Raw genomic sequence first — 26,475 nt, forward strand, 5'->3', positions numbered from 1 at the left:
CCCAGACCTGGGGCCCGGACACCAAGCGCTGTCGGACGGTGCGCGCCTTGCCGCCCACATCCGAGGGCCCGCTACGCTTCGGTGTGCATGGACGAAGCCCGGAGCAACGTGGCGCGCGCGCGACGGTGGTGGCTGCCCTGGGGCCTGCTGGCGGTCGTCGCGCTGGCGGCCATCCTGGGCGCTCAGGTGGCGGGGCGCTCCATCACCGCGCTGATGGAGCGCGCGGCGCAACTGGAGCACGAGGCCACCGAGTCCGAGGCGCGCGGCTCCGAGCTGCGCGCCCTGCGCGAGGCCATGGAGCGCAGGCTCCGGGTCTTGGAGCGCCAGCAGCAGGCCGCGGACCTGGACAGCGCCGCCGCCGCGCTCCAGGCCCAAGGCGCGGAGGCACAGCGAGTCCGGCGCGAGGAGGTCCTGGCCACGCTCGGTCCCGTGCTGGAGGCCGAGCGGACCGCGGGCACCGCCTTCCTCGAACTCGGCGGCGAGTCGTTGAAGGTGGAGCTGTCCGAGCGGCTCCTCTTCGAGCCCGGCGCCACCACGCTCACGCCCGCGGGCACGCAGCGGCTCGCGCGCATCGCCACGGTGCTGGGGCCCTTGAGCGACCACCGCGTCGAGGTGGCGGACCACACGGACGAGTCGCCTCGCGAGACCCCGGCCGCGACGAGCTGGGAGCTCTCCGCCGCGCGCGCGGTCGCGGTGGTGCGAGCATTGGGAGCCTCCGGCGCGATTGCACCCGAGCGGCTCAGCGCCACGGGCCACGCCGCGTTCCGCCCCGTGGTGCCCTCGGACAGCCCGCAGAACCGCGAGCGCAACCGGCGCGTGGGGCTGCGCGTGACGCCCGCCCCCGTCGCTCCCGAAGCCGTCGCGGCCGCGCGCACCGAGCCGCCACCGCGTCCTCCCGCGCGAGCGCCCACTCGCCCCAAGGCGAAGACCAAGAAGGTCGCGCGGCGATGAGGACCGGGCGTCCACAACGCCCTCCGCCTGTAGCCGCCCAGACAACACCCCGAAGTCCTCCCCCGAGACGCAAGTGCGCGGAAGCACGGGCCCCCGAGGCTCGGCCCGGGGCGTGCTAGGGGCGGAGCCATTCCGTCCTGACTCCGAGGTCCACCACCCATGTCGCTCTTCGCCCCGCCCGTCCACCCGCGCGCCTCGCTGTCTGGCGTGCTCGCGTGTCTGTGCGCCTTGCTCGTCCTCCCGGGCACCGCCCGCGCGGCCGCCGACGACGAGGCCGGCGTCCGCATCCTCAACTCCCTGGACACGCGGCACCTGCTCTTCAACGCGCTCACCACCAACCGCGCCGCGGTGACCGCGCTCATCCAGCAACCGCTCACCACGAGGACGTTCGCGGTCCATGCCTCGCTGAAGAACCAGCTGGAGGACCCCGCCGCGCGCGAGGTGATGAAGTACCTGGCGAGCTGCGCGCTCCCGCCCGGCCAGGAAGTGAAGTGGGTGGACCACGCGGGCACGAGCTACAGCTTCCCGGGCGAGGCCAACCTCTGTCCGGAGTGGGTGAAGGACAAGCCGAGCAGCACGTGCCTGGGCCTGGTGACGTCATGCCTGCTGGCGCGCAACAACGCCTATGACCTGGTCGTGTCGCTGTCCCTGCGCGGCGAGGATCCGCGCGACATCTGGCGCTTCAATCCCCTGCGCGTCTCCGAGGCCTGGAGCTCTGAGTTCCTGCCCTGCGAGGACGCCAAGGCCACGGGCCTGGATGCCGCCTGCGGCTGGGTGGGTGAGGGCGTGGGCACGTGCACACCCGGCATGGAGGTGACGGTGTCCGCCGGCGCGCCCTATCCCAAGTACTGCACGGGCAAGCTGGGCGACATCGGCGGCGACCGCGTGCTTCGTATCTGCGAGGACCCGCGCGGCTGTACCCGCGTTGCGGAGCTGGCGGAGGCGGACCGCAACGACTGCGGTGGCCTCGAGCCGAGCATCTCGTTCATGTGCCCCAAGACCGGCACCTACAGCGTCATGTCCGCGCCGAGGGACCGCGCCGCGGCGCCTGGCACGTGGGTGCGCCCCGCCGCCTCCAACCGCAAGTACCCCACCGAGCGCTTCGGCGCGTACACGTTCCGCGAGGGCGCCTTCTACGGGAACCTGTTCGCGCCCGAGGCCCTCAAGGTGGAGGTCGTGCTCGACGAGAAGTTCCAGCCCCACCTCACCAAGCCCGGCTTCAAGGGCGTCGTCTACGGCAAGGCCTACGCCTGCCACGGACGCGATTGGGTGGAGGGGGATCCGCACCTCAACCTGCGCATCTGCGCCAACGCCACCATCGACGCCCGCGTCGCCTCCGCCTGCGCGGCTCGGACCGTGGGGCCGTGCGAGCCGGGCAGCACCAGCACCCAGCCCGCGCGCTGCGCGGTGCGCGACGGCTCGCTCCTGAAGAGCGATGGCGACTACGAGTCCTGCCAGGCCGACGACGGCACCCTCTACGAGCAACCCCTCACCGTGTTCCTGCGCAGCCCGTGCGATCTGCTGGAGACCTCGAAGCAGACGTACAAGGCCATCGACTGCACGCCGCTCCAGGAGTGCTCCATCATCACCGGCCCCACCCCCTCCAGCATCTGCCTGCTGCCCAACGCCCAGCCGCCCATCCCCTGAGACAGGGCCCTCGTTTCCGGACGCACGGGCGGATTGAATAGACTCGTGCGTCAAGGCGTCAGGGAGCAAGGGCCGGCTCCCTGACTCCCTTGCACGAGGTGCTTCTCGTGTTTCCCTTTCGCTCCGCACTGTGCGCGGCCCTCCTCTGCGGGGGCCTGCTGTCCGCGACTCCCGCCGAGGCGCGCTTTGGCAAGCACTCCGACTCGGACTCCAGCAAGTCCGACTCGCGCGACGACTCTCGCGACGACGACCACGACTCCGCTCCCGACGACCGGGGCACGCACGACGCCACCGCCATCGGCACGGACGAACCCGAGCCGCGGCGGGAAGAGCGTCACCACCGGGACGGGCCCCACGTGCGCCGGGTGGCGGACCCCGGCATCTCCTTCTGGCACCTGCTCTTCGGCTGGGGCAGCCACGACCGCTCGCGCTTCGTGGAGGACGATGACGTCCCGCAGGAGTCGCTGAGCCAGCGCCGTCACGCGGCGCCGCTCTCCTTGCGCATGGGCCTGCAGGGAGGCCCGCTGGGCGGAGGCGGCGCGGGGGACGTGTTCCTCGGGTTCGACGCCGAGCGCTTCGGCTTCGTCGTGCAGGCCACGGGCCTCGTGCTGCCCACGGATGACGGCAGCCCCGGCACCGACTCCATCACCTTGTTGGAAGGTCACCTCACCTACGCGCTGGTGGCGTTGGACCCGGTGCGGCTGCGCCTGGAGGCGGGCCTCAGCACGGCGACGGCGCCGGACATCCGCTTCGTGGGGATGAGCTTCGGACTGTCCCTGGAGGCATGCATCGTGGGCCCGGTGGACCTGGAGGCGCGAGTGCAGGCCACGCCGTTCCCCTACCGCCAGGTGGACGCCAGCGCGGCGCTCGCGCTGCACCTGGGCGCGGTGGTGGTGCGCGGAGGCATGCGCGGCCTCGTGCTGGATGACGCCGGCGAAGTGGACGGCGTGCGACACATCGACTCGTTCGGCGGTCCGTTCCTGGGCGTGGGGCTCGCTTTCTAGCGAAGCGAGCGGAGAGCACGGGCTCGCGTCCTCAGGCGCGGACCGAGGTGTCTCGGGCCACACAGCGCGGGCTGGACGACGACACTCCCCACCCCAGGGACCATGGGCGCGGAAGGCACGCGGGCGTTTCATGCGCGCCCCGGCCATCCCCCTGGCCGCCCTGGAAGGAGTGATTCGTGGTCACCATGTGGAAGGTGCTGTGCACCGCGCTCGCGGCGGGCGCGTGCCTGACCTCGTCGCGCGCGGAGGCGCATGTCGGCGGGCATGTACCCCGTCTGGAGCCGGCCGCGACCGCCACCTCCACGCCGCCCCCCGAGGACACGGCCGAGCCTCCCGAGGACGCGCCCGTGCGCGTGCGCATCCGAGGACCGATGGGCGCCATCAGCGCGACCCTCCGCATGCGGACACCTCGCCGCGCGCGCCGAGGCTCCCCCGTCCGCACGGAGAACGCCCCCGACGACGCGCGCGCGCCGCTCCTGGTGCGCATGGGCGTGCAGGGCGCGCGCATGGGCGAAGGCGGCGCGCTGGGACTCTTCCTCACGATGGATGGGATGAAGGCCGGCATCGACCTGCGCGTCACCGGGCTGACGTTTCCGGTGGGTGACGGCACGAACTCGCTCGACCACCTCACCGTGCTGGGCACGCACCTGACGGTGGCGCTCGTCTCCACCGAGCGAGGGCGCCTGCGCGTGGAAGCAGGCGTCGCCAGTACACACGCGCCCGGCGTGCTCTTCGTGGGCCCCAGCTTCGCCGCCTCGGGCGAGGCCTGCATCGGAGAGTCGCGCTGGGACGTGGAGGGACGCGTGCAAGCCACGCCGTTCCCCTACCGCCAGGTGGAAGTCCAGGCGGGCGTCGCGCTGCACCTGGGCGCCTTCAACCTGCGCGGCGGCTGGCACGGCCTCTACCTGGACGACACCGGCCTGCTGCCTGGCATCGAGCACCAGGACGCGCTCGCGGGCCCGTACTTCGGGATGGGCTTCGCGTTCTAGCCCGGGATGCGCGGGCCCCCTTCCGCGAAGGGCGGCCCGGCCCCCGGAGGGCTACTCGTCGGAAGCCGCCGCCAGGGGTGCCGAGGCGCCGGCGATGTCCGCCACCGTGGTCGTGGTGGGCCCCATGCGCTTGGTGCCGCGCCGCTTGGGCGGAGGCGCCAGCCGGGGCGGGCCGCCGAAGAGCCGCTCATACGTCTCCGGCGTGTTGATGTTCACCACCACGCCCGGGTCCTTCACCGCCACGCGCCGAGGCTTCAACGTGGCGAGCACCGGCTCCAGCTGCGAGCCCTCGGCCGCGCGCACGCGCTCCGCGGCGGAGCGGGAGAGCACCAGCGGCCAACCCGGAGCGCCCTCGAACTCGGGGCGCAGCGACTCCTCCGACTCCGCCATCATCTTCAGGAGCGACTTGAGCGTGGAGGCCCGGACCGCGGGCATGTCCACCGGATGCAGCATCACCACGTCCGCCCCCGCCTCCAGCGCCGCGTCGAGCCCCGTCCGGATGGACGCGAGCGGCCCCTCCTGCCAGCGCTCACTGTCCACCAACTCGAGGCCCGGGTGCTGCTCGCGCACGGCCTCCGCGTCCTTGCCCAGGACGGCCATCACCGTGCAGCCCGCCTTGCCGAACGTGGACGTCAGCGATTGAAGGAAGCTCTTGCCTCCCTCGTGCTCGATGAGCGCCTTGGGGTAGGACATCCGCCGGGCTTCGCCCGCCGCCAGGATTATCGCCACGGCCTTCATACCCTCGCCTCCTCCGCCCCCCACGGAATGCCGGGGGCCACCCCCACAGGCTGTGGCCGGGCGGTGGGATTGCAGCCCGCCCGCGGGTGCGAGCCGTCAGCCACCCGCGCGTCACTGTTGAAACAGACGCTGCGACAAAGCCCCCTCGCTTGCGCCAGCTTGGTCGCGATACACCCGTGACACGCGCATCCGCGCGGGGGGGTGTACGCCATGCGACTCGATATCTTCTCGGAGATGCAGCACCCGAAGGAGCGGTGGAGCGGTCCCAACCACGAGCACGACCTCATCCAGGAAACACTCGCGCAAGCCAGGCTGGCGGATGAGATGGGGTACGGCGTGTGGTGGCAGGTCGAGCACCACACCGCGGTGGAGTTCAGCTACAGCTCGGCGCCCGAGTGCATGCTGACCGCCATCGCGATGGGCACGCGCAACCTGCACGTGGGCCACGCGTCGGTGCTCGCACCCGGACGCTTCAACCACCCCATCCGCATCGCCGAGCGCGCCGCCTTCCTCGACCACCTGAGCGGCGGGCGCTTCCAGCTCGGTCTGGCGCGCAGCACACTGCCCGAGTGGCGCGTCTTCAACATCGACCCGGACCGCACGCGCGACCAGCTCCAGCAAGCGTTCCAGATGGTTCCCAAGATGTGGACGCAGGAGCGCTTCTCCTGGGAGAGCCAGGACTACCAGCTGCGCGACGTGCAGGTCATCCCCAAGCCCTACCGCAAGCCCCACCCGCCGCTGTGGCAGGCGTGCTCCAGCCCGGCCTCGTTCGAGCAGGCGGGCCGCAACGGCGTGGGCGCGCTCGGCGTGACGCTGTGGGCATCGCCCGAGGAAGTGGCGGAGATGATCCACCTGTATCGCGAGGCGCTGCGCACGCGCTGCGAGCCGGTGGGTGAGTTCGTCAACGACCAGGTCGCCTTCTTCACCTTCGTGCACTGCGCGGACAGCGAGCGCGAGGCCATGGAGAACGGCGCCGCGCGCGCCGCGGCCTGGTACACGACCGGCTCGTTCACCTTCTTCGAGGCCAAGGACCTCTTCATCCGCACCGCCGCCGAGCTGGAGGCGCTGGCCAAGGACCCCGCGGGAGGCGGCCTCACCGGCCAGTACCTGCGCCAGAAGGATCCGCACGCGCCGCAGTCCCAGGCGCAGCGACTGCTCGGCCGGGTCATGTCCGGAGAGAAGGTTCCGGACGAAGAAATCTGGAACGTGCTGAGCGCGCAGGAGTCCCTGCTCGTGGGCACGAAGGACCAGGTGCGCAAGCGGCTGCGGCACTACGAAGGGCTGGGCATCGACGCGCTCATGACCTTCCATCAAGTGGGCGCGCTGTCCCACGACGCGGTGATGAAGAGCATCCGCCTCACGGGTGAACTCATCCCGGAGTTCCACACGCCCGCGCGTCCGTAGTCGCGCGCGGCTTCAGTGCCACCCCACCGAGGAGGAGTCACCCGAATGGTCCTCCTCCTCGGCTTCGGTCGTTTCTTCCCGAGCGGCGCGCGCCTTCGCGGTCAGAATTTCAGCCATGCGCGCGAGCGGAAGTCGCCGCGACAGTCGGTGCAGTTCGTCCAGCGTCACCTCGCCCAACAGCTCGCCTCGCGTCCCATCCACCACGGGCAACACCCGCGCCCCATGGCGATACATCAGCTGGAGCGCCCCCAAGACGGTGTCCTCGGGAAAGAGCGTCACGGCGCGAGACACATAGGCATCCAGCTCGGGACTGCTGCACATCGACACGGACTTCCTCCAGGGTGAGCGCAGGGAGCGCTGGCGCCCCACCAAAGCAAGGGGCTTGCCGCGCACCCGGGCGCGAGCGCGCGAACACCGCGGACTGTGCGCCGTGAAACATCGGCCGTGCGCTCCAGGTGCAACGTTGAACTTCGAGATACCTCCACGCACCCGCACTGCCTTGAGGCACACCCCCGCGCTCCCGCTAGGGTGTTCGGCACCCATCCCCCCTTGAGAGGTCGAGACATGGAGGAGCATGCCCAGCAGTACCCCCTGCCGTCCGAGCGTGGACGCGCGTGGGTGCCCTGGCTCGTGACGGCGCTCGTGGTCCTGCTTGGCGGCGTGACGCTGTGGCTGTCGCACCGGTCCTCCAAGGACGCGCAGGCGCGCGCGGAGACCGCGGAGGCCGAGGCCCGCGTGGCGCATGATCGCGCGCAGGCCGCGGACAAGGCCCGCGAAGAGCTGACGCAGAAGCTGGCCTCGCTGGAGTCCGAGCACACCAAGCTGTCCGCCGAGAAGGACCAGCTCACCAAGACGGTGGAGGAGCAGGAGGCGGAGCTGGCCAAGCTCAAGGCCACCTATGAGGACCTCGAGGACAAGATGAAGAAGGAGATCGCCAACGGGGAGATTCGCGTCTCCCAGGCGGGCGGTCGCATCCAGGTGGACCTGGTGGACAAGATTCTCTTCGACTCGGGAGACGCGAGCATCAGCAAGCGCGGCGGCGAGGTGCTCACGCGCCTGGGCGCGGTGCTGGCGAAGGTGGAGGACAAGGTCATCCAGGTGTCGGGACACACGGACGACTCGCCGCCTTCCGAGAAGCTGAAGGCGACGTTCCCCACCAACTGGGAGCTGTCCGTGGCGCGCGCGGTGACGGTGGTGCGCGCCCTCCAGGAGTCTGGCGGCGTGCCCGCGCGCCGGCTGGTGGCCGCGGGCTACGGCGAGATGAGTCCGGTGGCCCCCAACGCCACGCCGCAGGGGCGCGCGCGCAACCGCCGCATCGAGATCCTCCTGATGCCAGACCTGGCCAAGAAGCCCGTGCCCGCCGCGATGAAGAAGGCGGCGGCCCAGGCGCCCGCGACGCATGCGGTGCTCAAGCCCGTGAAGGGCACCACGCCCAACAAGAAGCGCTGAGGCAGGAAGCGCGGAGCGGATCCGCGCCTACTTCTTCGCGGACTTCACCGACTCCACCAGCTTGCGGAAGCCCTTCTCCGCGGCGGCCACCGACTTCTCCGGGCCGGTGAGCTTGAAGAACAGCGGCCCCTCCGCGCCCTCGACGATGACCCCCAGCAGCCGGTAACCCGGCTTCGGCGCGGAGGGCCCCATCATGGGGCCGCCGCCGGCGTACGTGCCCTTCACGTCCACCGTGGTGACGCTCAGGCCGTTGATCTTCTCCGTCTTCGTCTTGGCGTCCTTCTCCACCGACGTGCCATCCGGCCGCTGGAACTGCCCCAGCCACCGCTTCACGTTGTCCCCCACCGCCCCGCCCTGGCCGGCGCCGAAATAGAACACCGCCAGCTCCGCCCCCTCCGCGTCACCCTTCGCCGCGGGCAGTTTGTACGTCGCCGCCCGCATGGGCCGAGCCGGCTGGACCGCCCACTCCGCGGGCGCACTCCAGGTAAGCCCTCCCGCTTCTTCCGCGTGGGCCAGCGACGCCGTCATCAGCACCACGACACTCAGCAGATGTTTCATGCGCATGCGCGCGAGCGTAACCGGCCCCGCCGTCACTCGCGCGATCCACACCCGCACGTGCCGCGCGAGCGGCCGGCGGGGCAGCGACACGTCTGACTCGACGCGTCAAGTCCCTTCGCTTTCGGCGTACGACGGGACGTGGTACGCAACAACTTGTTTCCAGCAGTTCACCTTGGAGGGGAACTCCTACCATGAAAAAGCTGTTGTTCGTCGGGGCCCTGGCCCTGGGCGCCGCGGCCTGTGACCCTGAGGTTGCTCAGGATCCAGAGCCCCAAGCCGTTGGCCTGGCAGAGTTCAATCCGGCTGCATCGCCGGCCATCGTTCCATCCCCCAATGACCTGGCGATCGACCAGAAGACCGGACTGGTCAACGCGCCCATCGACCCCAAGGCTCCGGCGGCGCAGCAGGAGTTCACGCGGGACTACCTGAACACGCTGAACGGCTTCCCGCCGACGGCGATCGCCAACACGAAGGTGGCGAACCTCGATCCCTTCTCGGTGAACGCCAACACCGTGAAGATCATCGACCTCTACAAGGGGACGCCGCTCGAGACGGCGGCCATCGACCCGCTCATCGGCTACAACCCGGACACGGGCTACATCAACATCATCCCGCAGGACGCCAAGACCAAGGCCAACGCCTGGCCCAAGGGCGGCCGCTACGCGGTGGCGCTCATCGGCGGCGAGCACGGCCTGAAGACGCTGGACGGCAAGAACGTCATCGCCTCCAGCACCTGGGCATTTGTCAGCTCGCCCAAGTCGCTGGTCACGTGTGAGGACCTGACCGCTCCGGATTGTGGTCCCGCCACGGAGATCATCCCCTCCTCCAAGACCAACCCGGCCGAGAAGCTGGCCGACCAGACCGCGAGCGCGCTGAAGCTGGAGCAGATCCGCCGCGCCTACTCGCCGCTCATCGGCGCGCTGGTGGCCCAGGGCATCAAGCGCGAGGACATCGTCCTGCTCTGGACGTTCACCATCACCAACCAGCCCGAGGCGACGTTCGACCCGACGGCGAGCATCATCCCCTTCCCGAACGACCTGGTCCGCGCGCCGGCCGACCCCAAGACGGGCACGCCCGCGCACCTGAACCTTCCGGTTCCCCCGGGCACGGGTCTGCAGTCGCAGCTGGTGCAGGGTCTGAACACCCTGGACGGCTTCTCCACGACCAGCCCCATCATCTCCGAGAACAGCGACACCAAGGGCGCCATCGACATGGGCGCGCTGGACGAGGCCACGCTGGCCACGGGCGTGAAGTTCCTGAAGCTGACCAACACCGACAAGGGAACCCCGCCCTCCGTCACCCCGTGCATCAACTGCGCGAGCAGCAAGCCGGCCTCCGGCACGTCCACCTCGCCGCAGCAGCTGCAGCTCGTTCCCCAGGCGCCCCTGGATGAGGCCACCCAGTACGGGGCGGTGCTCACCACCGGCCTGAAGAACACGCTCGGCCGCCGCGTGGCCCCCGCTGGCGCCTTCGCGCTGATGCGTCTGGCCAACCCGGTCTACGTCAACGGCAAGAGCCAGGTGAATGGCATCCCGGACGAGAGCGCCAAGGCCGTGGAGCCCCTGCGCCAGGCCTTCAAGCCCCTGTTCGACAACCTCGAGAAGGCCGGCATCAAGCGCTCGCAGGTCGCGCTGGCCTGGACGTTCACCACGCAGAGCATCAACAGCGTGGCCCAGCAGCTCCACACGCTGCCCGCGTCCATCCCGCCCGCGCAGCTGCCCAACGTTCCGCTCGCGCTCCAGCTGGCGCCCAACCCGCCCGCGAACCTCAACGCGCGCCTCTACGCGGGCGAGCTCATCATCCCGAACCTGCTGACGGATCCGCGCGGCACGTTCAACCCGGACCCCACCAAGCTGCGCGGTGAGTTCGCGCCGTTCTACCTGACGCTGCCCCCCGCGGGCACCACGATGCCCGCCAACGGCTGGCCCGTGGTCATCTTCGCCCACGGCCTGACGGGCAACCGCGAGTCCATGAAGGCCATCGCCGGCAGCCTGGGCGCCGCGGGCTACGCGACCATCGCCATCGACGCTCCGTTCCACGGCGACCGCATCTCGTGCATCGGCTTCAACGTGGGCGGCGCGCCGCAGGACGGTGCTTGCGCCGACCCGGCCACCCAGAAGTGCGACACCTCCGGCAGCTACGCCACCAACCCGAGCTACGGCCGCTGCATCGCGCGGACCCAGTCGGATGTCTGCGACCCGACCCCGGGCGTGGGCGACATGGTGTGCTCGGCCGCCAACAAGGGCCGCTGCATCGCGCAGCGTGACAACACGGGCGCCGTCACCGGCGGCCTGTGCGAGGGCGGCACGTTCAACCCGGCCGTCTCGGGCTGGAACTTCCTGGACACGGTGAACCTGTTCGCCACGCGCGACCACTTCCGCCAGCACATCATCGACATGGGCCAGGTGATTCGCATCCTGCAGGCCACCAGCCCGGGCAACATCAACCAGCGCGTGGGCGCCCTCACCGGCGCGGACAAGCTGGACGGCTCGCAGATCCACTTCGTGGGTCAGAGCCTCGGCGGCATCATGGGCACGATGTCCACGGCGTCTTCGCCGAACATCCAGCACGCGGTGCTGAACGTGGCGGGCGGCGACCTGGTCAACATCCTGATGACCTCGCCGAGCTTCGCGACCGTGAAGGACGGCTTCATCGGCCTCCTGCACTCGCAGGGCATCGACCCGGGCACGCCGGCGTTCGATCAGTTCATCGTCCTGGCCAACACCATCCTGGACCCGGCTGACGCGCGCAACTACGCCTACTCCCTGATGAACGCGCCGAACGCGCACGCCAACCGCGCGGTGATGGTGCAGACCATCAAGGGCGACATGACCATCCCGAACGAGGCCTCCTTGGCGCTGGTGAACGCGGCGAACCGGGGCGACAAGGCTCCGCGCACGGTGGCGGCGTACATGTTCGACCCGGCCAACTACTCGGACATCCCGGCCAACAGCCAGACGAAGTACCACGGGTTCCTGCTGCGGCCGGACCTTGGGTCCATCGCGGGCAAGGCGCAGGCCCAGGTCGTCGGCTTCCTGAACACGGGCACCGTGGCGGCTCCGCAGTAGCGGCGCACGCGAGAGAGGAATCACACCATCATGAAGAAAGCACTCTCCCTCGTCACCCTGCTCGCGGCTGGCGCCAGCCAGGCGGCGGGTTTTCAGATCGACACCCACAGCGGCCGCGCGACAGGCATGGGCTCGGCCGCCACCGCATGGCTGGATGACTCATCCGCCATCTACAGCAACGCGGCGAACATCGTCGGCGTGAACAAGCTGGACATCACGCTGGGCGACACGGGCATCCTGCCCAGCATCAACTTCACCCCGGTGGGCGCGTCCGCCAGCCAGGGCCAGAAGACGACGCTGTCGCCGCCGCCGCACCTGTTCATCGTGGCGAAGCCCTTCGACAGGGCCGCGTTCGGCGTGGGCGTGTTCACGCCCTACGGCGCGCGCAGCCGCTGGGTGGATGACTTCGTGGGCCGCTTCCGCGGCCACGAGTCCGCCCTGGCCACGTACTACATCAACCCCACGTTCGCGTATGAGCTGCACCCGCGCTTCCGCTTCGGTGTGGGCCTCGACATCGCTCGGGCCACCATCGACCTGCGCCGCCAGCTCAACTTCGTGAACAGCGAGGGCACCATCCACCTGGGTGGCGCGGACTGGGGCTCCGGCTTCAACGTCGGCGTGCAGGCCAGCATCCTGGACAACCTGAAGATGGGTCTTCACTACCGCAGCGCGGTGAAGATTGGCTTCAAGGGCAAGGCGGACTTCCAGAACATCCCCACGGAGTTCCAGTCCCTGCTGAAGGACCAGAAGGCCACGGCCGACGTGACGCTGCCGTCCACGGTGACGGCGGGTCTGGCCTACTCCCCCATGGACCGCCTGCTCATCGCGGCGGACGCGAGCTGGGTGGACTGGTCCACCTTCTCCGAGCTGGCCATCCACTTCGAGAACCCGGCCATCGACAACCCGGTGCCGAAGAAGTGGCGGGCGCGGTGGAAGTACAGCCTCGGCGGTGAGTACGGCGTGACGCAGGACCTCCAGGTTCGCCTGGGCTTCGTCTACGACCCGTCGCCGAGCCCCAACAGCACGCTGACGCCGGACCTGCCGGACGCGAACCGCCTGAAGGTGACGGCGGGCGTGGGCTATCAGTTCAAGCCCTTCCGCGCGGACCTCGGCTACCAGTTCGTCGCGCTCTCCGACAAGGAGAGCACGTCCCCGGGCATGAGCGGCACGTACTCCGGTACGGCGCACGTGTTCGGCCTGACGCTCGGCTACTCGATGTAATCGCGGGGCGACGTTCGCCCCTGTGAAGTCCCGGCGCCCGGGCTCCTCCTCGCGAGGGGCCCGGGCGTCTGCTTTCTGGCGCCTGGGCCGCGCTGCCCGAGACGCGGGGCCGGGCGGGGCGCTACGGTGCGCCGCCGTGAGCACCACCAAGCCCGGTCGCAACGACCCATGCCCCTGCGGCAGCGGCAAGAAGTACAAGGCCTGCCACGCCGCCGAGGACCGCGCGAAGGCCGCGCCGCCTCCGCCCCCGGCCTCCAGTCCCCTCTCGGAAGACCTCCAGGGCGCGCTCGCGCTGCTGTCGGATCCGGACGTGTCCAAGCTGTCCGCCGCGCTGGAGCGGCTGGGCGCGCTGCTGGCGGACGCGGGCCCCGTGGCCGGGCTGCGCTTCGAGGCGAAGGACTTCGACGCGCACGTGGGCAAGGAGCTGGCCCGCCTGGCGGAGCGCGCGAACCAGGACGCCGCCGCGGCGAGGCACGAGCTGTCCGTGGGCACCCTGCGCGCGCTGGGCACCCGCGCGTTCCAGGAGAAGCTGGGCGCCGTGCTGCTGACGCGGGCCTCGCGAGCCTCGACGCCCGAGGAGCGTCAGGCGCTGAGCGTGGGCGCGCTGCTGGCCACCGCCGCGAAGAAGACGGGCCGCGTGCGTCCGGAGAACAACCCGGTGCTGGACGTGGTGTTCGACGTGCAGTTCCGCGAGTGGTGCGTGCGTCACGCGGAGCTGGCGCGCAAGTACGAGGCGCTCGCGGGCGCGATGGACGACTCGCACGTGGAAGCGCTGGTGGAGCAGGTGCAGTCGGACCCCGCCCTGTCCGAGCGCATCGCCCGCGAGGCGAAGGAGCGCGCCGCCCGCGTCGAGGCGCGGCTGCGAGAGCCGACGACGCCCTCCGTCTTCGCCCCCGAGGAGGAGCTGTGGCTCACCTGTGTCCTCTGGGAGCCCCTGCGCGCCATGAAGTCTCCGCCCGCGAACCCCGAGGGCCGGCGCGAGGTGGTGGCGGCGTTGCTGCGCGCCGTGAAGGGCGCCGTCGACGACGACTTCCTCCAGCACCTGGTGGACCGGCTGCACGCCGAGGCGAAGAACCCGGCCGCGGACGAGGCGACGCGCGCGGCGTTCAGCGACGCGGCCATCGCGTTCGAGGCCGAGCCCGCGCGCATGGTGCTCGCCGCGCTGCTCACCGCGCGCCAGGAGGCCCGGGGCCGCACCGCCGAGGAACTGGTGGCGCTGGCGGACCTCAAGGCGCTGCCCGCGTGGACCGCGGAGAGCCTGGAGCCCTACCGCGCGCTGCTGGAGACGCAGGGACGTCCCGCCGCCGCGGACCGCGTGCGCCGCGCGCAGGAGTGGCTGCGCGCGCACCCCATCCGATTGGACGACAGCGCCACGCCCTGAAGCTCGGCGTCGCGCGGCGTCACACGCGCAGGTCGCCCTCCAGCAGCTCGCGGCCGGACAACAGCCGCGCGGTGCGCTGGAGGCGCTCGGTGCCCATGCGCATCAGCATGCCCTTCATGCCCGGCTGACTGAGGATGTGCCGCTCGAAGGCGCCTCGGTCCAGCCGCAGCAGGACGCAGTCGGACTCGGTGCGCACCGTGGCGGACACGGGCTTGTCGAGCAGCAGCGAGATTTCACCGAAGACGTCACCCTCGCGAAGGTCTGGCAGGGCCACCTTCCTGCCGCTGGCCTGCTCCAGGTACGGCCGGCACTGGCCGCGCAGCAACAGGTAGAAGGCATCGCCCGGCTGACCTTGCGTGAGGAGCACCTGTCGCGCGGGCACGGCGCGCAGGTCGAACTCGCGCGCCACCGCCTGCTTCTGCGCGGGCGACAGCGGGCTGAGCAGCGGACTGCTGCGCAGCAGGTTCTCCACCAGGCGGCGCCGGAAGAAGGTCTGCACGGCAGTGGCCACCGTCGGGTGCTTCACGGCCGCGGCCTCCACGCGCGCGCGCGTCAGCTCCAACAGCACCGCGCGCGAGGTGGCCACGACGCTGGCCAGCCGAGGCCCCTCGGACACGAGCGCCAACTCGCCGAAGAAGTCTCCCGCGGAGACTGTGCCCACCACCTTGCGCTCACCGCCCTCGAGTGTGCGCGCCACCTCCGCGGTGCCATCCACCAGGGCGAACATCGAGTCGCCCGGCGCGCCCTCGGTCACCACCGCGCGGCCGGACGTGAAGGCGCGCACCTCCAGCGCCTCCAGCAGCGCCACGAAGGCCTCGCGATCCACCCAGGACAAGATGGGCACGGTGGACACCGCGCCCGCGTCGGGCACGAGCCCCGGCTCCGAGGGCGTCGCGCCGGGCGCCAGGGCGAAGCGCTCCGCCAACATGCGCGCTGGCTTCGCCGCGTCTCCACCGAGCCGCCGCAGGGACACCCACGCGGCCGCCGCGCGCAACAGCGCCCCGTCCTTCACCCAGGCGCGCAGCGCGGACTCGAACGCCGAGACCGCCTCCGCGTGACGCCCGAGCGCCTCCAGTGACTCCGCCTCGCGCTGAAGCCGAGACGCCTCACCGGGTCCTCCGGCGAGCGCCGCGTCCACGCGGGCCTCACTGGCCAGGGGCACCGCTTGCAGCGTCCTCGGGTCCGCGCGGGGAGGGGTATCCGCCATGCGGGCCTCTGTAGCTCAGGCGCTCAGCGCACGCACGCGCTCCGCGAGGTTCTGCGTGAAGAGTCGATAGATGCGCAGCGCCGCCGCGGGATGGGTGTCCAGGTAGGATTGGAAGTCCAGATGCGTCACCCGGAGGGCGCGCACTGCGGTCCTCGCGCGGACATGCGCCGAGGTGGGCCCATCCAGGATGAGGGAAATCTCACCCAGGTACGCGCCCTGCCCCAGCGTGTTGAGCCGGCGCGCGTCCGGCCCCGGCCCCGCGTGCACATCCACGATGCCCTCCAGCAACACCAGGAGCCCCGTGCCGCGCGCGCCCTTCTCCATGACGACGACGCCCTCGGGCACCACGATGGGCCGGGCCACGCGGTAGAGGTCCTTCATGTCCTCCAGGGGCAGCTCGCCGAAGATGGGGATGGCCTTCAGGTACTCGTAGCCGTCAGGCGGAGCCGGGGTGCGCTCGGCCGCCACCGCACCCTCGGCCGGCGAGGCGAGTCCCAATTGCCTCAGCAGCCGCGCCTGCTCCGCGTGCAGCTCCGAGTCAGGGGACTCGCGCACGGCGTCGGCCAAGAGCACCAGCGCGCGCCAGGTGTCGCCGCGCGCATCGAGCAGCGCGCTCATCCGCAGCACCGTGTCCCGGCGCCCCACGTCCTCCGCGGCCACGGCGCGCAGCGACTCCAGCTCCGCGTGGGTGTTGCCCAGCGCGCGGTACACCCGCGCCGCCTCGCCGGGGCGACGCAGGCGGGTGAGCACCCGGGCCACGGACTCCAGCGCCTGCTGCGACCGGTACAGCTCCAGCGCCAGCTCCAGCACGCCGCCTCGCTCGAACGCCGCCGCCGCGCGGCCCTCCTCACCGGCGCGCAGCCACGCCTCGGCGGCGGGTCGCAGCTCTCCGGCCTGCTCATAGAGGGGCGCTGCCGCCGCGTCGTCTCCTCGCGACTCCAGCAACCGCGCCGCGCCCGCGAAGTCACGGGCGCTCCGCATCACCTCCACCAGCGTCGCCCGGGACGCGGCCGAAGCCAGGATGGCCTCCTCCCGCACGCGCTCCCGCTGCGCGCTCGCCAGGGACTCGTAGGCGCGCGTGGCCTGCTCCACCGCGCCCTGCACCACGGGCTCCCACACGACGCGGGTGCCCACCGAGCCCACGACATCCACTTCACGAATCCCCAGGCCCATCCCGGCCCGGTCGGACCCCACCGCGGTTGCCGCCATGTCACTCCCCCCAGAGGAACTGAATCGTTGTCACCGCCGCGAGAAGACCAGGAAGTACTGCTCGGGCAGGAAGTCGAAGGACCGCACCTGCTGGTAGCCCGCGGACTCCAGCTCCGCGCGCACCGCGTCCGGCGCGAGCTTGTGCTCGGCGGGCGGACCGCGGGACGAGTCCAGGCGATAGTCGATGATGGCGAGGCGCCCCTGGGGCGACAGGCCATGCTCCGCGAGGTGGCGGAAGTACGCGGGCCGGTCCGAGATGTGATGGTACGTGTCCACCACGAGCACCAGGTCCACGGGCGCGGGCAGCTTCGGGTCATCCGGCGTGGCGACCACGGGCGTGAGGTTCGTCAGGCCCTCGCGCTCCGCTCGCGCGCCCAGGTAGCGCGCCATGTCCGGCTCGATGTCCACGCCATACACACGGCCCTGGGGCACCGCGCGCGCCAGCCGCACGGAGAAGTAGCCCGTCGCCGAGCCCACATCCGCCACCTTCGCGTCCGCGGGCAGCGCGAGCGCCGCCACCACCGCGTCCGGCTGCTGCCACGCATCGCGCGCGGGGTCGTCGAAGCGCGCGGCCCACGCGTTCGCGTCCTCGAAGCGGTGCGGCATCTGTGGGCCGTGCGCCTGCTCCGCGTGATGATGCGGATGCGAGCACGCGCCCAGCAGCAAGGTGCCCCCCAGCAGGGCGCGGTGCGGGAAGGAGGAGTGGCGATGGGACATGGCGGGCTCCGAGGACGAGGGGAACGGGCGCATCAGGGCTCCCGGAAGATGAGGAGGCCGCGCGCCGTGTCGACCGTATAGAGATATCCGTCGCCCGGCGCACTCACGGCCACGAGCCCATCGACGAAGCCGTGGCCCGCGCCCGGGTACTCCGCCGAGAACGAGTTGAACCACGCCCGCTCCCTCGGCCGCTCCGGCACTGACACATCCAACACGCGCACGCCGTCCTGATGGTGGGCCACGTAGAGCGTCGTCCCGCGCAGCTCCAACGCGCCGATGGAGACAGGCGTGCGCAGCCGGTACTCCCCAATCAGTGACACCTGCTCGGGGTTCGTCACGTCCAGCACCCGCAGGTGCGCCGCCCAGTCCTGTCCGCCCTCGAAGGCGATGAGCCGCGCGCCGAACCGTCCCACGCGCACGGCGTGGCTGGTGGCGCCGGGATAGGTGTAGCGGCCCAACGGATTGAGCGCGGGCGAGCTGAGCTCATCCAGGATGTTCAATCCCTCTCGCCCGTGGCTGACATACATCCGCCCCTCGAAGGAAAAGGCAGACTCCGGGAGGTGCTCGCGCAGCGCGGGGTTCGCTCCGCCAAGCTTCAGCGCTTGCAGCAGGCGCGGGGCCCGCGGCTGGCTCACGTCATACACATGCGTCCGCGCCAAGGGAGCGCCCACGGAGACATACAGCCGCGCGTCCTGACCCCAGACCGAGCGCGCATCCACTGGCGCCGCGCCCAGCATCGGAAGCGTGGACAACCGTTGGGGCTGAGCCGGCGCGCTGACGTCGAAGGCGATGACCCCTTCCGCGCTGCTGGCTACGTAGAGCACGTCGTCTCGGGCCGCCACGGCGCGCCAGGTGTCTCCCATGGGCGCATCGATGTGCGCGCGAAGCACGGGCGCGGCGCGGTCGCTCACGTCAAACACAGTCAGCCCGCCAGGGACACCGCGCGCCACGTCGGGCCCGGAGACGACGAAGGCATGCGCCTGGGACACGAGCAGCCCCATCGCGTCCCCGCGCCCCACCGGCGACTCGGAGAGCAACGCCATGCCCGAGGACTCGGCCTCGCCCTCGCGGCGCACCAACCGCTCCGCCACGAAGGTGCCCAGCCGCACGGGCTCGCCGTTCGCGCAGCGCGCGTAGCACCCCACCAGCCGGCGACCACGCGCATGGGACTCACAACCCGACAGTGCGAGCGTGCTGGAGCCGCCGTCCTCCAATCCCTCACGCGTGGACAGATAGAACCGGTCCGGCCCCACCTCCTGCCCGGGCAACGCCACGGTGCCGAGCGTGGACGTGCCGCCATCCGTCACCACCCGCAGGCTGTCGACGAGTCCCCCGGGCTCCAGCAAGTCCCAGTTGATGCGCACCGAGTACAGCGCGGGCACGGCCACGTCGCTCAGCGAGCGCACGTTGCACAAGGGCCCCAGGAAGAAGTCGGGCGAGCCGCAGGCGACGCCAGGGTCCATCGTGGGGCGACAGACCGCGAGGCGATCCAAGTCGTCCCAGTCCCCCGTCTCCAGCAGCGCGTTGCCCTCCTCGACGCCCGCGTCCGTGTCGGGGCCTCCGTCAGTACCTCCGTCGTCGTGCGCGGGTGGAGGCGGCTGGGGCGGTGTGCCCTTGCTGCACGCGACCATCCCCAAGACGCTCCCGAGCAGCACCCACCCAGCGGCTCGCCTCCAGCCCATGTCGGGACTCCTCATTGCCGGGACGGCCCCCCTCCCGACGCCTGCTCAACGGCCCTGCAATCAACTCATATCGCGCATTCCACGAAGAACAAGTCCCACTATGAAGTGGTGGCTCCGGAGGTATCTTGCGGGGCACGGTCGGCCGGGCCCTCGGAGTTCGCGCATGAAGACGTATCGAATCGCGCCCTTCTGGAGGCTGTTCTCGGTGGCCTGCGTCCTGGCCGCGAGCGGCGTGCGGGCACACGCCGGGCTACCGGAGACCTCCAACGTCACCTTGCGCCGAGGCCACCCAGAGGACTTCTTCGTAGGAACCACTTTCGGCGCGGTGGTGTCCCGAGACAGCGGACAGACGTGGCGCTGGGTCTGCCCCGAGGCCATGGGTTACGGCGGCTGGAAGCCCGACTCCTTCGTGTGGCGTGAGTCCGGCGAGCTGCTCGCCGCCACGGGCAACGCGCTCCTGCGCTCGGGGGACGGAGCCTGCACCTGGAGCACGCACCCCTACTTCAAGGACACGTGGGTGACGGCGCTCGCGGTCCACCCCACGGATGACCGGGTGTTCTACGCCGCCACGGGGCGCTCCACGGCGGCGAGCAACGGCCTCTATCGCAGCGACGACGGCGGCGAGACGTGGCGAGCGCTGTCGCTGCAACGCCCGAACACGTTGTTCTCCGCCGTGCGCGTGTCCACGGCGAACCCTCGGCGCATCTATGCGTCCGCGCAGGAGCCCACGCGCATGCTGCTGTTCCGCAGCGACGACGCGGGCGAGACCTGGGAGGAGCTGCCGCAGAACTTCCCCACGCTCGTGCGGCCCTATGACTTCGTGCTCGCCACCACCAGCCCCGTGTCCGCGGAGGGCGTGTGGGCGCGCGTGTCCGCGCAGGGCTTCACGTACATCCTGCGCAGCGACGACGGCGGGCGCACCTTCGTCTCGTTGAACGAAGGGGGACTGAACGACGCCTTCGTGAACATGGACCTGTCCGCGGACGGCGGCACGGCCTGGGTGGGCACGTACAACACGTTCTTCCGCAGCCAGGGCGGCGCGCCCTTCGTCCCGCTCCCCTTGCCCAGCGGCAACGCGTGCGTGCTGCGTCGGGGCGAGGTCCTCTACGGCTGCGGCTCGCCCTGGGTGCATGAGTGGTCGCTGGCGCGCAGCCAGGACGAGGGCACCACCTGGGAGCCCATCTACAGTCTGGATCAGACGCAGGGCACCTATCGGTGTCCGGCGGGAACGCCCGTGCACGAGCTGTGTCCATCGCGCTGGCCGCAGCTCGCGCAGTTGATCCTCGCGCCGCTCGACCCCGACGGAGCGCCGGACGGAGGCACCGCCGACGGAGGCAGCACCGACGCGGGCACGTCCGCCCAGCCACCTGACGCGGGCCCGGTGGTGGACGAGCCCACCCCCAAACCCAGCTCCAGCGGCTGCGGCGCCATGTCCGGGAATGCGGTCCCCGCCGCGTTGCTTCTGCTCACGATTTCATTGTTGCGCCGTGGCCGGCGGCGTGTGGACCCACAACCCTGAGGACGACGATGAACCACCATCTCCTGTGGAGCACCTGCGCGGCCGCGGCATTGGCATTGACCGCCTGTGGAAAAGACGATCCCCCCACCACCGACGAATGTGGCGAGCCCCTCTACGCGGGCAAGGCCACCGACGAGTCCTGGCGCGCCCTGGTGGACGCGAAGGACAAGGCCGCGGACAGCTCGCGCGCGGTGACGCTGCTCACCCCCGAGCCAAGCCAGACCTTCGCCGCGAGCGACCCGGCGCCGCGCTTCACGTGGACGTCTCCGCTGCGCGCGTCGCTGGAGCGCCCCGGGAAGACGCGCCCCTCCACCGTGGGCCATCCACGCGCGAGCGGCCCGTCCTTCCTCGCCCGCGTGGCGAACTGGGTGGTGCCCACCGCCGAGGCCCACCTGCCGCCCTACACGGGCGACCTGTACTGGGTGCAGGTCCAGCTGCCAGGCCAGAAGTGCCCGGTGGCGGTGCTGACGTCCGAGCTGGAGTGGCAGCTCGATGACACCACGTGGAAGACGCTGCGCGACGTGGCGGGCAAGGACCTCACGGTGCAGGTGACGAGCGCCTATCTGGTGCAGAACCGCATCACCGAGGGCCCGTATCAGCTCGCCACGCCCGTCACCTTCCGCGTGGGGATGGCGAAGTGAGGCGCGGCGCATGGCTGGGATTGCTGGCGCCCCTGGCGCTGGCATCCTGTGAGAAGTCAGCGACGGAGGCGGACGGGCTGCTGAAGGTGCCCGCGCTCGAGTACGCCGAGCCGAAGCCGTGGATGCGCGGAGGCACGACGATTCCACCGCCGGGGCCCGCGGGACGCATCATCGTCACCAACAGCCTGGATGACTCGCTGAGCCTGCTGGACATGGAGGGCCTAGGCACGCCGGGCTGGGGCAAGGCGCAGCGCGTGCCCGTGGGCCTCAACCCCGTGGAGTTGGAGGGGCCGCATCACACGGCCGTCTCTCCGAAGAATGACTACTACTACGTGGGCATCTCCAACTACGTGCCGGGAGGTGGCTCGGGGCCACATGGCGCGCACGGCACTGGCACGGCGGATGGCTACTGCCTCAAGGTGTCGGCCGAGGACAACCGCATCGTGGGCTCCACGCGGGTGGACCGCAATCCGGGCGACGTCATCGTCAGCGCGGATGGGAAGACGCTGTACCAGACGCACTTCGACCTCTTGCGCATCGCCGACGTCGCGCGACAAGGCGGCAGCGAGCGCGACATGGACGCGCGGCTCGTCATCCTCGACGCGGACTCCATGACGGTGAAGACGCGGCTGAAGGTCTGCCCCGCGCCGCACGCGGTGCGCCTCTCCGCCGACGAGCGCACGGCCTACATCGCGTGCTGGTCGGACGAAGTGGCCATCGTCGACTTGCCCGCCACGGAGAACTCGCTCCCGACGCGGGTGAAGGTGGCGGACTCGGGAGTGGGCACGGCGACCGCGCCGCGGCACCAGCCCTATGCCCTGACGATGTCCCCCATCACGGGCGATGTCTGGGTCAGCTCGCTGGCGAGCCGACAGGTGCAGGTGCTCGAAGCCAAGACGCGGACAATGAACGCGCAGCGCATGGTTCCGCTGCGGGGCTCGCCGATGTTCGGCGTGTTCACCGCGGACGGGAAGACGCTGTACATGCCCTATCAAGGCGAGGACGCCATCGCGGTCATCGACCCCGCCACGTCCCAGGTGCTGCGCACCATTCAGCTCTCACAGGATGGTTGCTTCAACGTGCACCAGCTGACCCTGACGCCCGACGAGCGGCACGGCCTGGCTGTCTGCGAGGGCGACCACATTGGCCCGGGCTCGCTGCTCGTGGTGGACCTGAAGGAGGGCAAGGTGGTGTCCACGGTGCCCATGGGCATCTTCCCGGACTCGGTGAGCATCATTCGGGGGCAGCCATGAAGCGCCTCATGTGGGGCGCCGCGCTGCTCGGACTGCTGGTCGGCTGTGGCGGGGAAGAGAAGAAGAGCGCGGCGGACTTCGGCGAGGAGCTGTTCCACGACGCGCGGCTGTCGGAGAGCACGTTCAATCGCTTCTCCTGCGCCACCTGTCACGTGACGACGCCGCAGGCTCCGGCCGAGCGCATCGACTCGGGATATTCGCTCTACAACGTGGCCTCGCGGCCGAGTTGGTGGGGCGGCAACGAGACGCGCCTCCTGGACTCGGTGAACTTCTGCTACGTCAACTTCATGCGGGGCGTGTCGAAGCTGGAGCCGGACGACCCGATGAGCCGCTCGCTGTACGAGTACCTCGTGCGGATCAGCCCGGACGCGCAGGCCACGGCGCTGCCCTTCACCATCGTGAAGGACATCAACGAGGTGGCGCGCGGCGACGCGACCCGAGGCGCGACGGTGTACCGCGCGGCCTGCCAGACGTGTCACGGCGAGCTGCACACCGGTAAGGGCCGGCTCACGGAGCTGGCCTCCATCCTCCCCGAGGTGACGAAGGACTACGGCACGGTGTTCCCCGGCGTGCCCAAGTCCAAGGTCGTCATCGAGAAGGTCCGGCACGGACAGTTCTTCGGCGTGGGAGGCAACATGCCGCCCTACAGCACCGAGGCCCTCTCGGACGCGGACCTCGGCGCGGTGCTGTCCTATCTGGAGCTGTAGTCCTCCGGCCGAGCCCGGCGCGCGCCTCAGGTCGTGGGCTTCTCGACGCGACCATCCGCGTGCCGGGCGAACCGGCCCTGCTCACGGCCGTGCACGGGGTCGTTCTTGGGCCACGGCCAACCGCCGAACTCGGTCTGCCGGAAGTCCATGAACGCCTGATACAGCTCCTCGCGCGTGGTCATCACGAAGGGGCCCTGCTGGACCACGGGCTCCTGGATGGGGCGGCCCTGGAGCATCAACAGCTCGGCCTCATCCGGACCATTCTCGAGGATGACGTCGCGGTCCGCGCGCAGCTCGATGGCGCTCGACGCGGGGATGGCACGGCCCGCGGCGCGGAGCGCGGCGCCCTGGAAGAAGTAGAGCATGCGATGCACACCCGCCGAGGCGGCTGGCAAGGTCCAGCGCGCGCCGGGGCTCATCTTGACGGTCCAGATGGCCACGTCGGTGTCCTCGCGGCGGGCCCACGACTTCGGGGGCGGCGGAGGCGCGCGCACGTCGCCGAGTCGCCCCGCGATGATGCGCACTTCGGTCGCGCCACCGCGCTCGTCCTTGATGACCTCGGTGGGGATGGTGTCATTCCAGAACATGGAGAAGTGCGGCTCGACCATCTTGTCGACGCGCGGCAGGTTCAACCAGATCTGAAACAGCTCGAGCGGATTCGCGGCGTCGCGCCGCAGGAGCGGGAACATCTCCGAGTGGAGGATGCCCTTGCCCGCCGTGAGCCATTGCACGTCACCACCGCCGAAGCGCGCGACCGCGCCCAGCGAGTCGGAGTGGTCGAGCACACCGCGACGCACGATGGTGACGGTCTCGAAGCCCCGGTGGGGGTGCTGGGGGAAACCGGGGACGGTCTCGCCGTGATACATGCGCCAGCCATCGCGGCCCTCGAAGTCCTGGCCGATGTCTCGGCCGGCGAGCGAGGCCGCGGGCCCCATGTGCTCGTTGCCGGCAGGGTAGCGGTCGTCGTGGTGGACGCAGAAGAGGAACGGGTCGGGCGTCTTCCACATCATGCCGAGCGGTGTCACGGCCCGCACCGCGTCCTGGATTGCTGGTTGATTCATGGCCGTCTCCTCACTGCTCGCCGCATGTTTCGAGCAGCCCGAGACCGCGGCGGTGGCTCCTACGGCGGCCAGGCCTTGCAACGCTTCTCTCCGGGACACTCGACTCACGGGCTTACCTCGGGTCGCGCCTCATCGCGCGTCCCGTCAGGCTAACCGCCTCGAAGCGCCGCCGCAGCCCCGAAGCACGGGCACGCTCGCCCACTTGCTCAGCGGTACACGCCCCAGGGACCGCGCGGCACTGTGCCGTGGTCAACACGAGGATTCCCGTGAAGCGCCCCGGGACACGAATCTGGCCGACGAGAACGCACCGTGCCCCACGTGGTCGTGCCTCACGACAAACGCTCGCGACGCCCTTCTGCATGCAGGGACGGATGCATCAAGGTCGCTGTCTGTCTTCAGCGTTCAGACAGGGGGCCCAGTCGCTCAAGACCGCGCTCGCGCTCCACGGCGCGGGCAGCTCGCGCGGACGGAACTCCGGCGCGAACTGTTCCTCCTGATGCGCGCGCGTGAAAGGCAGCCGCGCCAGCCGCTTCCCCACGAAGCCCTCCAGGAGCAGCGCGGAGAAGGACTGGGCCAGCTTCACCAGCCGGGGATGCGTCCCCGTGGGCGTGCGGTGGTCCAGCGCGTAGAGCGCGAACGCATCTCGGTCCGTCGGCTCGTCCGGCACCAGGAACAGCTCCGCGCTGCTGGCGCCGACGACGCGCGGAGCGGGCGGCCCCCCCGAGGAGCGCATGCCCCAGTTGGATGGCGTTGCCCGGCAATGACTGGCGCGCGCCTCCGCTCGCGTCGACCCGCGAGGTGAGCCGCGTGTGGATGTCGCGGGGGGAATCGAAGAAGCCTCGCGTGTGCCAGGGAACCCACAACTCCACCAGGTCTCCCCGGTGCCCAGCTCGGTGCAGAAGCGCCGGTAGCGCTCCGGCAGCTTCTCCTTCAACCGCGCCTCGGTCCTCGCGTGGTCCGCGTCGACGGGCAGACGCACCGGAGTCCCCAGGGCGGCGATGCCATGCGGCTTCAACACCTCGGGCCAGGGCCTCACGGTCACACCTCTCGGGCGAGGACTCCCACCGCTCCCGCCTCTCATCCTCCCTTGGGGTTCCAGGGACGGCGGGGCTCGCATCGGTCTGGCCAGGACCCGGGGCTCGGGCTTACCTTGCAGGGGCATGCCCTCGCAGTCGCCCTCGCAACTCGCGCTGTTCGACGCGCCCGAGCCCGCTCGCGCCGCGGAGCCCGTGCGCTCGCGATTGCCGTCTCGCGAGGACGCGCTGCCCCTGGCCGCGGAGCTGGCTCGGCGAATGTCCGCCGCGCTCGGCGTCCCGGTCCACCTGCGCCTCACGGACAACCGCGCCACGCTGGTCAGCTACCGCCGCGTCGAAGAAGGCCTGCGCCTGCGCGTGCATCACCTCTTCCTCGGCGCACCGGATGACGTCGTGTGTGCGATGGCGGACTATGTGCGGCGCGGCGACAGCGCGGCCCAACAAGCCCTGGAGGACTACATCCATCCTCGCCAGGGTCTCCTGCGCCGGGAACGACGCCCGGGCGCCCCGCTTCGCACCCGCGGACGCTGCTTCGACCTGCGCGCCGTGGCCGAGCGGCTCGGCACCACCTACTTCGGGGGACGGGTGCAGGTGGACCTCGGCTGGGCTCGCAAGCCCGCGCGCCGCAAGCGCCGCAGCATCTACCTGGGTGGCTACGACGCGCGCCTGCGCGAGATTCGCATCCACCCCGCCTTGGATCGGCCACATGTGCCGGCCTACGTGGTGGACTTCCTCGTGTTCCACGCGATGCTCCACGCGGACCTCGCCGCGCCCGACACGGACTCCCCCTCGGAGTCGGGCCGCTGCGCCGCCGAGCACTCCCCCGAGTTCCATGAGCGCGAGGCGGACTTCCCCCTGCGCGACGCGGCCGGGCGGTGGCTCGCCGAGAATCTCCAGACACTGCTGCGCGGCTGAATCCTCGCGCGCGACATCACCCCCAAGTCCCACCTTCCTGTCGTGCACGTCCAGGCGAGCCCTGTCCTCTCGGGCCATCCAGGCGCGCGGAGGGCATGCGGGGGTGGCGGCGGTGGGCCC

The 26,475-nt window shown here is 70.8% G+C and carries 23 protein-coding genes; 14 read left to right on the plus strand and 9 right to left on the minus strand.

Going from position 1 to position 26,475, the window contains the following annotated elements; all coding sequences use genetic code 11:
- The first annotated feature begins 87 nt into the window (after nucleotides 1–87).
- The 4 genes from JGU66_27860 to JGU66_27875 all read left to right on the plus strand — a co-directional run bounded on the left by JGU66_27860 (nucleotide 88) and on the right by JGU66_27875 (nucleotide 4,591).
- Entirely contained in the window at nucleotides 88–951 is an 864-nt protein-coding gene (locus JGU66_27860) for an OmpA family protein (protein MBJ6764602.1), read from the plus strand.
- Nucleotides 952–1,110: 159 nt separating this feature from the next.
- Nucleotides 1,111–2,598, plus strand: a complete 1,488-nt coding sequence (locus JGU66_27865) for a hypothetical protein (protein MBJ6764603.1) — start codon at nucleotides 1,111–1,113, stop codon at nucleotides 2,596–2,598.
- Nucleotides 2,599–2,705: 107 nt separating this feature from the next.
- On the plus strand, nucleotides 2,706–3,602 hold the full coding sequence (locus tag JGU66_27870) for a hypothetical protein (protein MBJ6764604.1): 897 nt from the start codon (nucleotides 2,706–2,708) through the stop codon (nucleotides 3,600–3,602).
- Between the two features lie 185 nt (nucleotides 3,603–3,787).
- A complete protein-coding gene (locus JGU66_27875) occupies nucleotides 3,788–4,591 on the plus strand; it encodes a hypothetical protein (GenBank protein MBJ6764605.1) in 804 nt (267 codons plus the stop codon).
- Nucleotides 4,592–4,642: 51 nt separating this feature from the next.
- Here the strand turns inward: JGU66_27875 and JGU66_27880 are convergent, their stop codons facing one another.
- Nucleotides 4,643–5,329, minus strand: a complete 687-nt coding sequence (locus JGU66_27880; GenBank protein MBJ6764606.1) for an NTP transferase domain-containing protein — start codon at nucleotides 5,327–5,329, stop codon at nucleotides 4,643–4,645.
- A 210-nt stretch (nucleotides 5,330–5,539) separates the two neighbouring features.
- Here JGU66_27880 and JGU66_27885 point away from each other — a divergent pair, with 210 nt between their 5' ends.
- Entirely contained in the window at nucleotides 5,540–6,733 is a 1,194-nt protein-coding gene (locus JGU66_27885; protein ID MBJ6764607.1) for an LLM class flavin-dependent oxidoreductase, read from the plus strand.
- Nucleotides 6,734–6,745: 12 nt separating this feature from the next.
- Here JGU66_27885 and JGU66_27890 read toward each other — a convergent pair whose 3' ends face one another.
- Complete coding sequence (locus JGU66_27890) at nucleotides 6,746–7,054, minus strand: CBS domain-containing protein (GenBank protein ID MBJ6764608.1); 309 nt, start codon at nucleotides 7,052–7,054, stop codon at nucleotides 6,746–6,748.
- 243 nt (nucleotides 7,055–7,297) lie between these two features.
- On the opposite strand from JGU66_27890, the gene JGU66_27895 reads away from it, so the two are divergent.
- On the plus strand, nucleotides 7,298–8,182 hold the full coding sequence (locus tag JGU66_27895; protein ID MBJ6764609.1) for an OmpA family protein: 885 nt from the start codon (nucleotides 7,298–7,300) through the stop codon (nucleotides 8,180–8,182).
- A 27-nt stretch (nucleotides 8,183–8,209) separates the two neighbouring features.
- Here the strand turns inward: JGU66_27895 and JGU66_27900 are convergent, their stop codons facing one another.
- A complete protein-coding gene (locus tag JGU66_27900; protein MBJ6764610.1) occupies nucleotides 8,210–8,740 on the minus strand; it encodes a hypothetical protein in 531 nt (176 codons plus the stop codon).
- A gap of 191 nt (nucleotides 8,741–8,931) precedes the next feature.
- Here JGU66_27900 and JGU66_27905 point away from each other — a divergent pair, with 191 nt between their 5' ends.
- The 3 genes from JGU66_27905 to JGU66_27915 all read left to right on the plus strand — a co-directional run bounded on the left by JGU66_27905 (nucleotide 8,932) and on the right by JGU66_27915 (nucleotide 14,410).
- Nucleotides 8,932–11,808 carry a hypothetical protein gene (locus JGU66_27905; GenBank protein MBJ6764611.1) on the plus strand — a complete coding sequence of 959 codons (2,877 nt, stop codon included), beginning with the start codon at nucleotides 8,932–8,934 and terminating at the stop codon, nucleotides 11,806–11,808.
- A 30-nt stretch (nucleotides 11,809–11,838) separates the two neighbouring features.
- Entirely contained in the window at nucleotides 11,839–13,029 is a 1,191-nt protein-coding gene (locus tag JGU66_27910) for an outer membrane protein transport protein (GenBank protein MBJ6764612.1), read from the plus strand.
- 136 nt (nucleotides 13,030–13,165) lie between these two features.
- Nucleotides 13,166–14,410, plus strand: coding sequence for an SEC-C domain-containing protein (locus tag JGU66_27915; GenBank protein ID MBJ6764613.1), 1,245 nt, complete (start codon nucleotides 13,166–13,168; stop codon nucleotides 14,408–14,410).
- Nucleotides 14,411–14,429: 19 nt separating this feature from the next.
- Here the strand turns inward: JGU66_27915 and JGU66_27920 are convergent, their stop codons facing one another.
- The 4 genes from JGU66_27920 to JGU66_27935 are packed head-to-tail and all read right to left on the minus strand — an operon-like array spanning nucleotide 14,430 to nucleotide 19,225.
- Nucleotides 14,430–15,617: a cyclic nucleotide-binding domain-containing protein gene (locus JGU66_27920; GenBank protein MBJ6764614.1), complete on the minus strand. Its 1,188-nt coding sequence runs from the start codon at nucleotides 15,615–15,617 to the stop codon at nucleotides 14,430–14,432.
- Between the two features lie 15 nt (nucleotides 15,618–15,632).
- The gene (locus tag JGU66_27925) at nucleotides 15,633–16,826 is read right to left on the minus strand and encodes a cyclic nucleotide-binding domain-containing protein (GenBank protein MBJ6764615.1); all 1,194 of its coding nucleotides are present in this window, start codon (nucleotides 16,824–16,826) and stop codon (nucleotides 15,633–15,635) included.
- Between the two features lie 30 nt (nucleotides 16,827–16,856).
- Nucleotides 16,857–17,543: a class I SAM-dependent methyltransferase gene (locus JGU66_27930; GenBank protein ID MBJ6764616.1), complete on the minus strand. Its 687-nt coding sequence runs from the start codon at nucleotides 17,541–17,543 to the stop codon at nucleotides 16,857–16,859.
- A gap of 32 nt (nucleotides 17,544–17,575) precedes the next feature.
- Nucleotides 17,576–19,225 carry a hypothetical protein gene (locus tag JGU66_27935; protein ID MBJ6764617.1) on the minus strand — a complete coding sequence of 550 codons (1,650 nt, stop codon included), beginning with the start codon at nucleotides 19,223–19,225 and terminating at the stop codon, nucleotides 17,576–17,578.
- A gap of 163 nt (nucleotides 19,226–19,388) precedes the next feature.
- Here JGU66_27935 and JGU66_27940 point away from each other — a divergent pair, with 163 nt between their 5' ends.
- The 4 genes from JGU66_27940 to JGU66_27955 are packed head-to-tail and all read left to right on the plus strand — an operon-like array spanning nucleotide 19,389 to nucleotide 23,345.
- Entirely contained in the window at nucleotides 19,389–20,744 is a 1,356-nt protein-coding gene (locus JGU66_27940) for an exo-alpha-sialidase (protein ID MBJ6764618.1), read from the plus strand.
- An 8-nt stretch (nucleotides 20,745–20,752) separates the two neighbouring features.
- Nucleotides 20,753–21,385 (plus strand): hypothetical protein, encoded by a 633-nt coding sequence (locus JGU66_27945; GenBank protein ID MBJ6764619.1) that lies wholly within the window; start codon nucleotides 20,753–20,755, stop codon nucleotides 21,383–21,385.
- Nucleotides 21,382–22,638, plus strand: a complete 1,257-nt coding sequence (locus JGU66_27950; GenBank protein MBJ6764620.1) for a hypothetical protein — start codon at nucleotides 21,382–21,384, stop codon at nucleotides 22,636–22,638. The genes JGU66_27945 and JGU66_27950 overlap by 4 nt, the downstream gene beginning before the upstream one ends.
- A complete protein-coding gene (locus tag JGU66_27955) occupies nucleotides 22,635–23,345 on the plus strand; it encodes a c-type cytochrome (protein MBJ6764621.1) in 711 nt (236 codons plus the stop codon). Before JGU66_27950 ends, JGU66_27955 begins: the two co-directional genes overlap by 4 nt.
- A 26-nt stretch (nucleotides 23,346–23,371) precedes the next feature.
- On the opposite strand, the gene JGU66_27960 is transcribed toward JGU66_27955, so the two are convergent.
- Both JGU66_27960 and JGU66_27965 read right to left on the minus strand, forming a co-directional pair.
- Entirely contained in the window at nucleotides 23,372–24,355 is a 984-nt protein-coding gene (locus JGU66_27960; GenBank protein MBJ6764622.1) for a pirin family protein, read from the minus strand.
- A 427-nt stretch (nucleotides 24,356–24,782) separates the two neighbouring features.
- Nucleotides 24,783–25,442 carry a hypothetical protein gene (locus tag JGU66_27965; protein ID MBJ6764623.1) on the minus strand — a complete coding sequence of 220 codons (660 nt, stop codon included), beginning with the start codon at nucleotides 25,440–25,442 and terminating at the stop codon, nucleotides 24,783–24,785.
- Between the two features lie 124 nt (nucleotides 25,443–25,566).
- Here JGU66_27965 and JGU66_27970 point away from each other — a divergent pair, with 124 nt between their 5' ends.
- The gene (locus JGU66_27970) at nucleotides 25,567–26,355 is read left to right on the plus strand and encodes a hypothetical protein (protein ID MBJ6764624.1); all 789 of its coding nucleotides are present in this window, start codon (nucleotides 25,567–25,569) and stop codon (nucleotides 26,353–26,355) included.
- Nucleotides 26,356–26,475: the final 120 nt, after the last annotated feature.

It is taken from the genome of Myxococcaceae bacterium JPH2 (assembly GCA_016458225.1).
Classification (GTDB): Bacteria; Myxococcota; Myxococcia; order Myxococcales; family Myxococcaceae; genus Citreicoccus.

Bases quoted from the DNA above. Each gene is read 5' to 3' on its own strand.
- JGU66_27860 (MBJ6764602.1), top strand. From the start codon at position 88: ATGGACGAAGCCCGGAGCAACGTGGCGCGCGCGCGACGGTGGTGGCTG.
- JGU66_27865 (MBJ6764603.1), top strand. From the start codon at position 1,111: ATGTCGCTCTTCGCCCCGCCCGTCCACCCGCGCGCCTCGCTGTCTGGC.
- JGU66_27875 (MBJ6764605.1), top strand. From the start codon at position 3,788: ATGTGGAAGGTGCTGTGCACCGCGCTCGCGGCGGGCGCGTGCCTGACC.
- JGU66_27880 (MBJ6764606.1), bottom strand. From the start codon at position 5,329: ATGAAGGCCGTGGCGATAATCCTGGCGGCGGGCGAAGCCCGGCGGATG.
- JGU66_27885 (MBJ6764607.1), top strand. From the start codon at position 5,540: ATGCGACTCGATATCTTCTCGGAGATGCAGCACCCGAAGGAGCGGTGG.
- JGU66_27890 (MBJ6764608.1), bottom strand. From the start codon at position 7,054: ATGTGCAGCAGTCCCGAGCTGGATGCCTATGTGTCTCGCGCCGTGACG.
- JGU66_27895 (MBJ6764609.1), top strand. From the start codon at position 7,298: ATGGAGGAGCATGCCCAGCAGTACCCCCTGCCGTCCGAGCGTGGACGC.
- JGU66_27900 (MBJ6764610.1), bottom strand. From the start codon at position 8,740: ATGAAACATCTGCTGAGTGTCGTGGTGCTGATGACGGCGTCGCTGGCC.
- JGU66_27905 (MBJ6764611.1), top strand. From the start codon at position 8,932: ATGAAAAAGCTGTTGTTCGTCGGGGCCCTGGCCCTGGGCGCCGCGGCC.
- JGU66_27910 (MBJ6764612.1), top strand. From the start codon at position 11,839: ATGAAGAAAGCACTCTCCCTCGTCACCCTGCTCGCGGCTGGCGCCAGC.
- JGU66_27920 (MBJ6764614.1), bottom strand. From the start codon at position 15,617: ATGGCGGATACCCCTCCCCGCGCGGACCCGAGGACGCTGCAAGCGGTG.
- JGU66_27925 (MBJ6764615.1), bottom strand. From the start codon at position 16,826: ATGGCGGCAACCGCGGTGGGGTCCGACCGGGCCGGGATGGGCCTGGGG.
- JGU66_27930 (MBJ6764616.1), bottom strand. From the start codon at position 17,543: ATGTCCCATCGCCACTCCTCCTTCCCGCACCGCGCCCTGCTGGGGGGC.
- JGU66_27935 (MBJ6764617.1), bottom strand. From the start codon at position 19,225: ATGGGCTGGAGGCGAGCCGCTGGGTGGGTGCTGCTCGGGAGCGTCTTG.
- JGU66_27940 (MBJ6764618.1), top strand. From the start codon at position 19,389: ATGAAGACGTATCGAATCGCGCCCTTCTGGAGGCTGTTCTCGGTGGCC.
- JGU66_27945 (MBJ6764619.1), top strand. From the start codon at position 20,753: ATGAACCACCATCTCCTGTGGAGCACCTGCGCGGCCGCGGCATTGGCA.
- JGU66_27955 (MBJ6764621.1), top strand. From the start codon at position 22,635: ATGAAGCGCCTCATGTGGGGCGCCGCGCTGCTCGGACTGCTGGTCGGC.
- JGU66_27960 (MBJ6764622.1), bottom strand. From the start codon at position 24,355: ATGATGTGGAAGACGCCCGACCCGTTCCTCTTCTGCGTCCACCACGAC.
- JGU66_27970 (MBJ6764624.1), top strand. From the start codon at position 25,567: ATGCCCTCGCAGTCGCCCTCGCAACTCGCGCTGTTCGACGCGCCCGAG.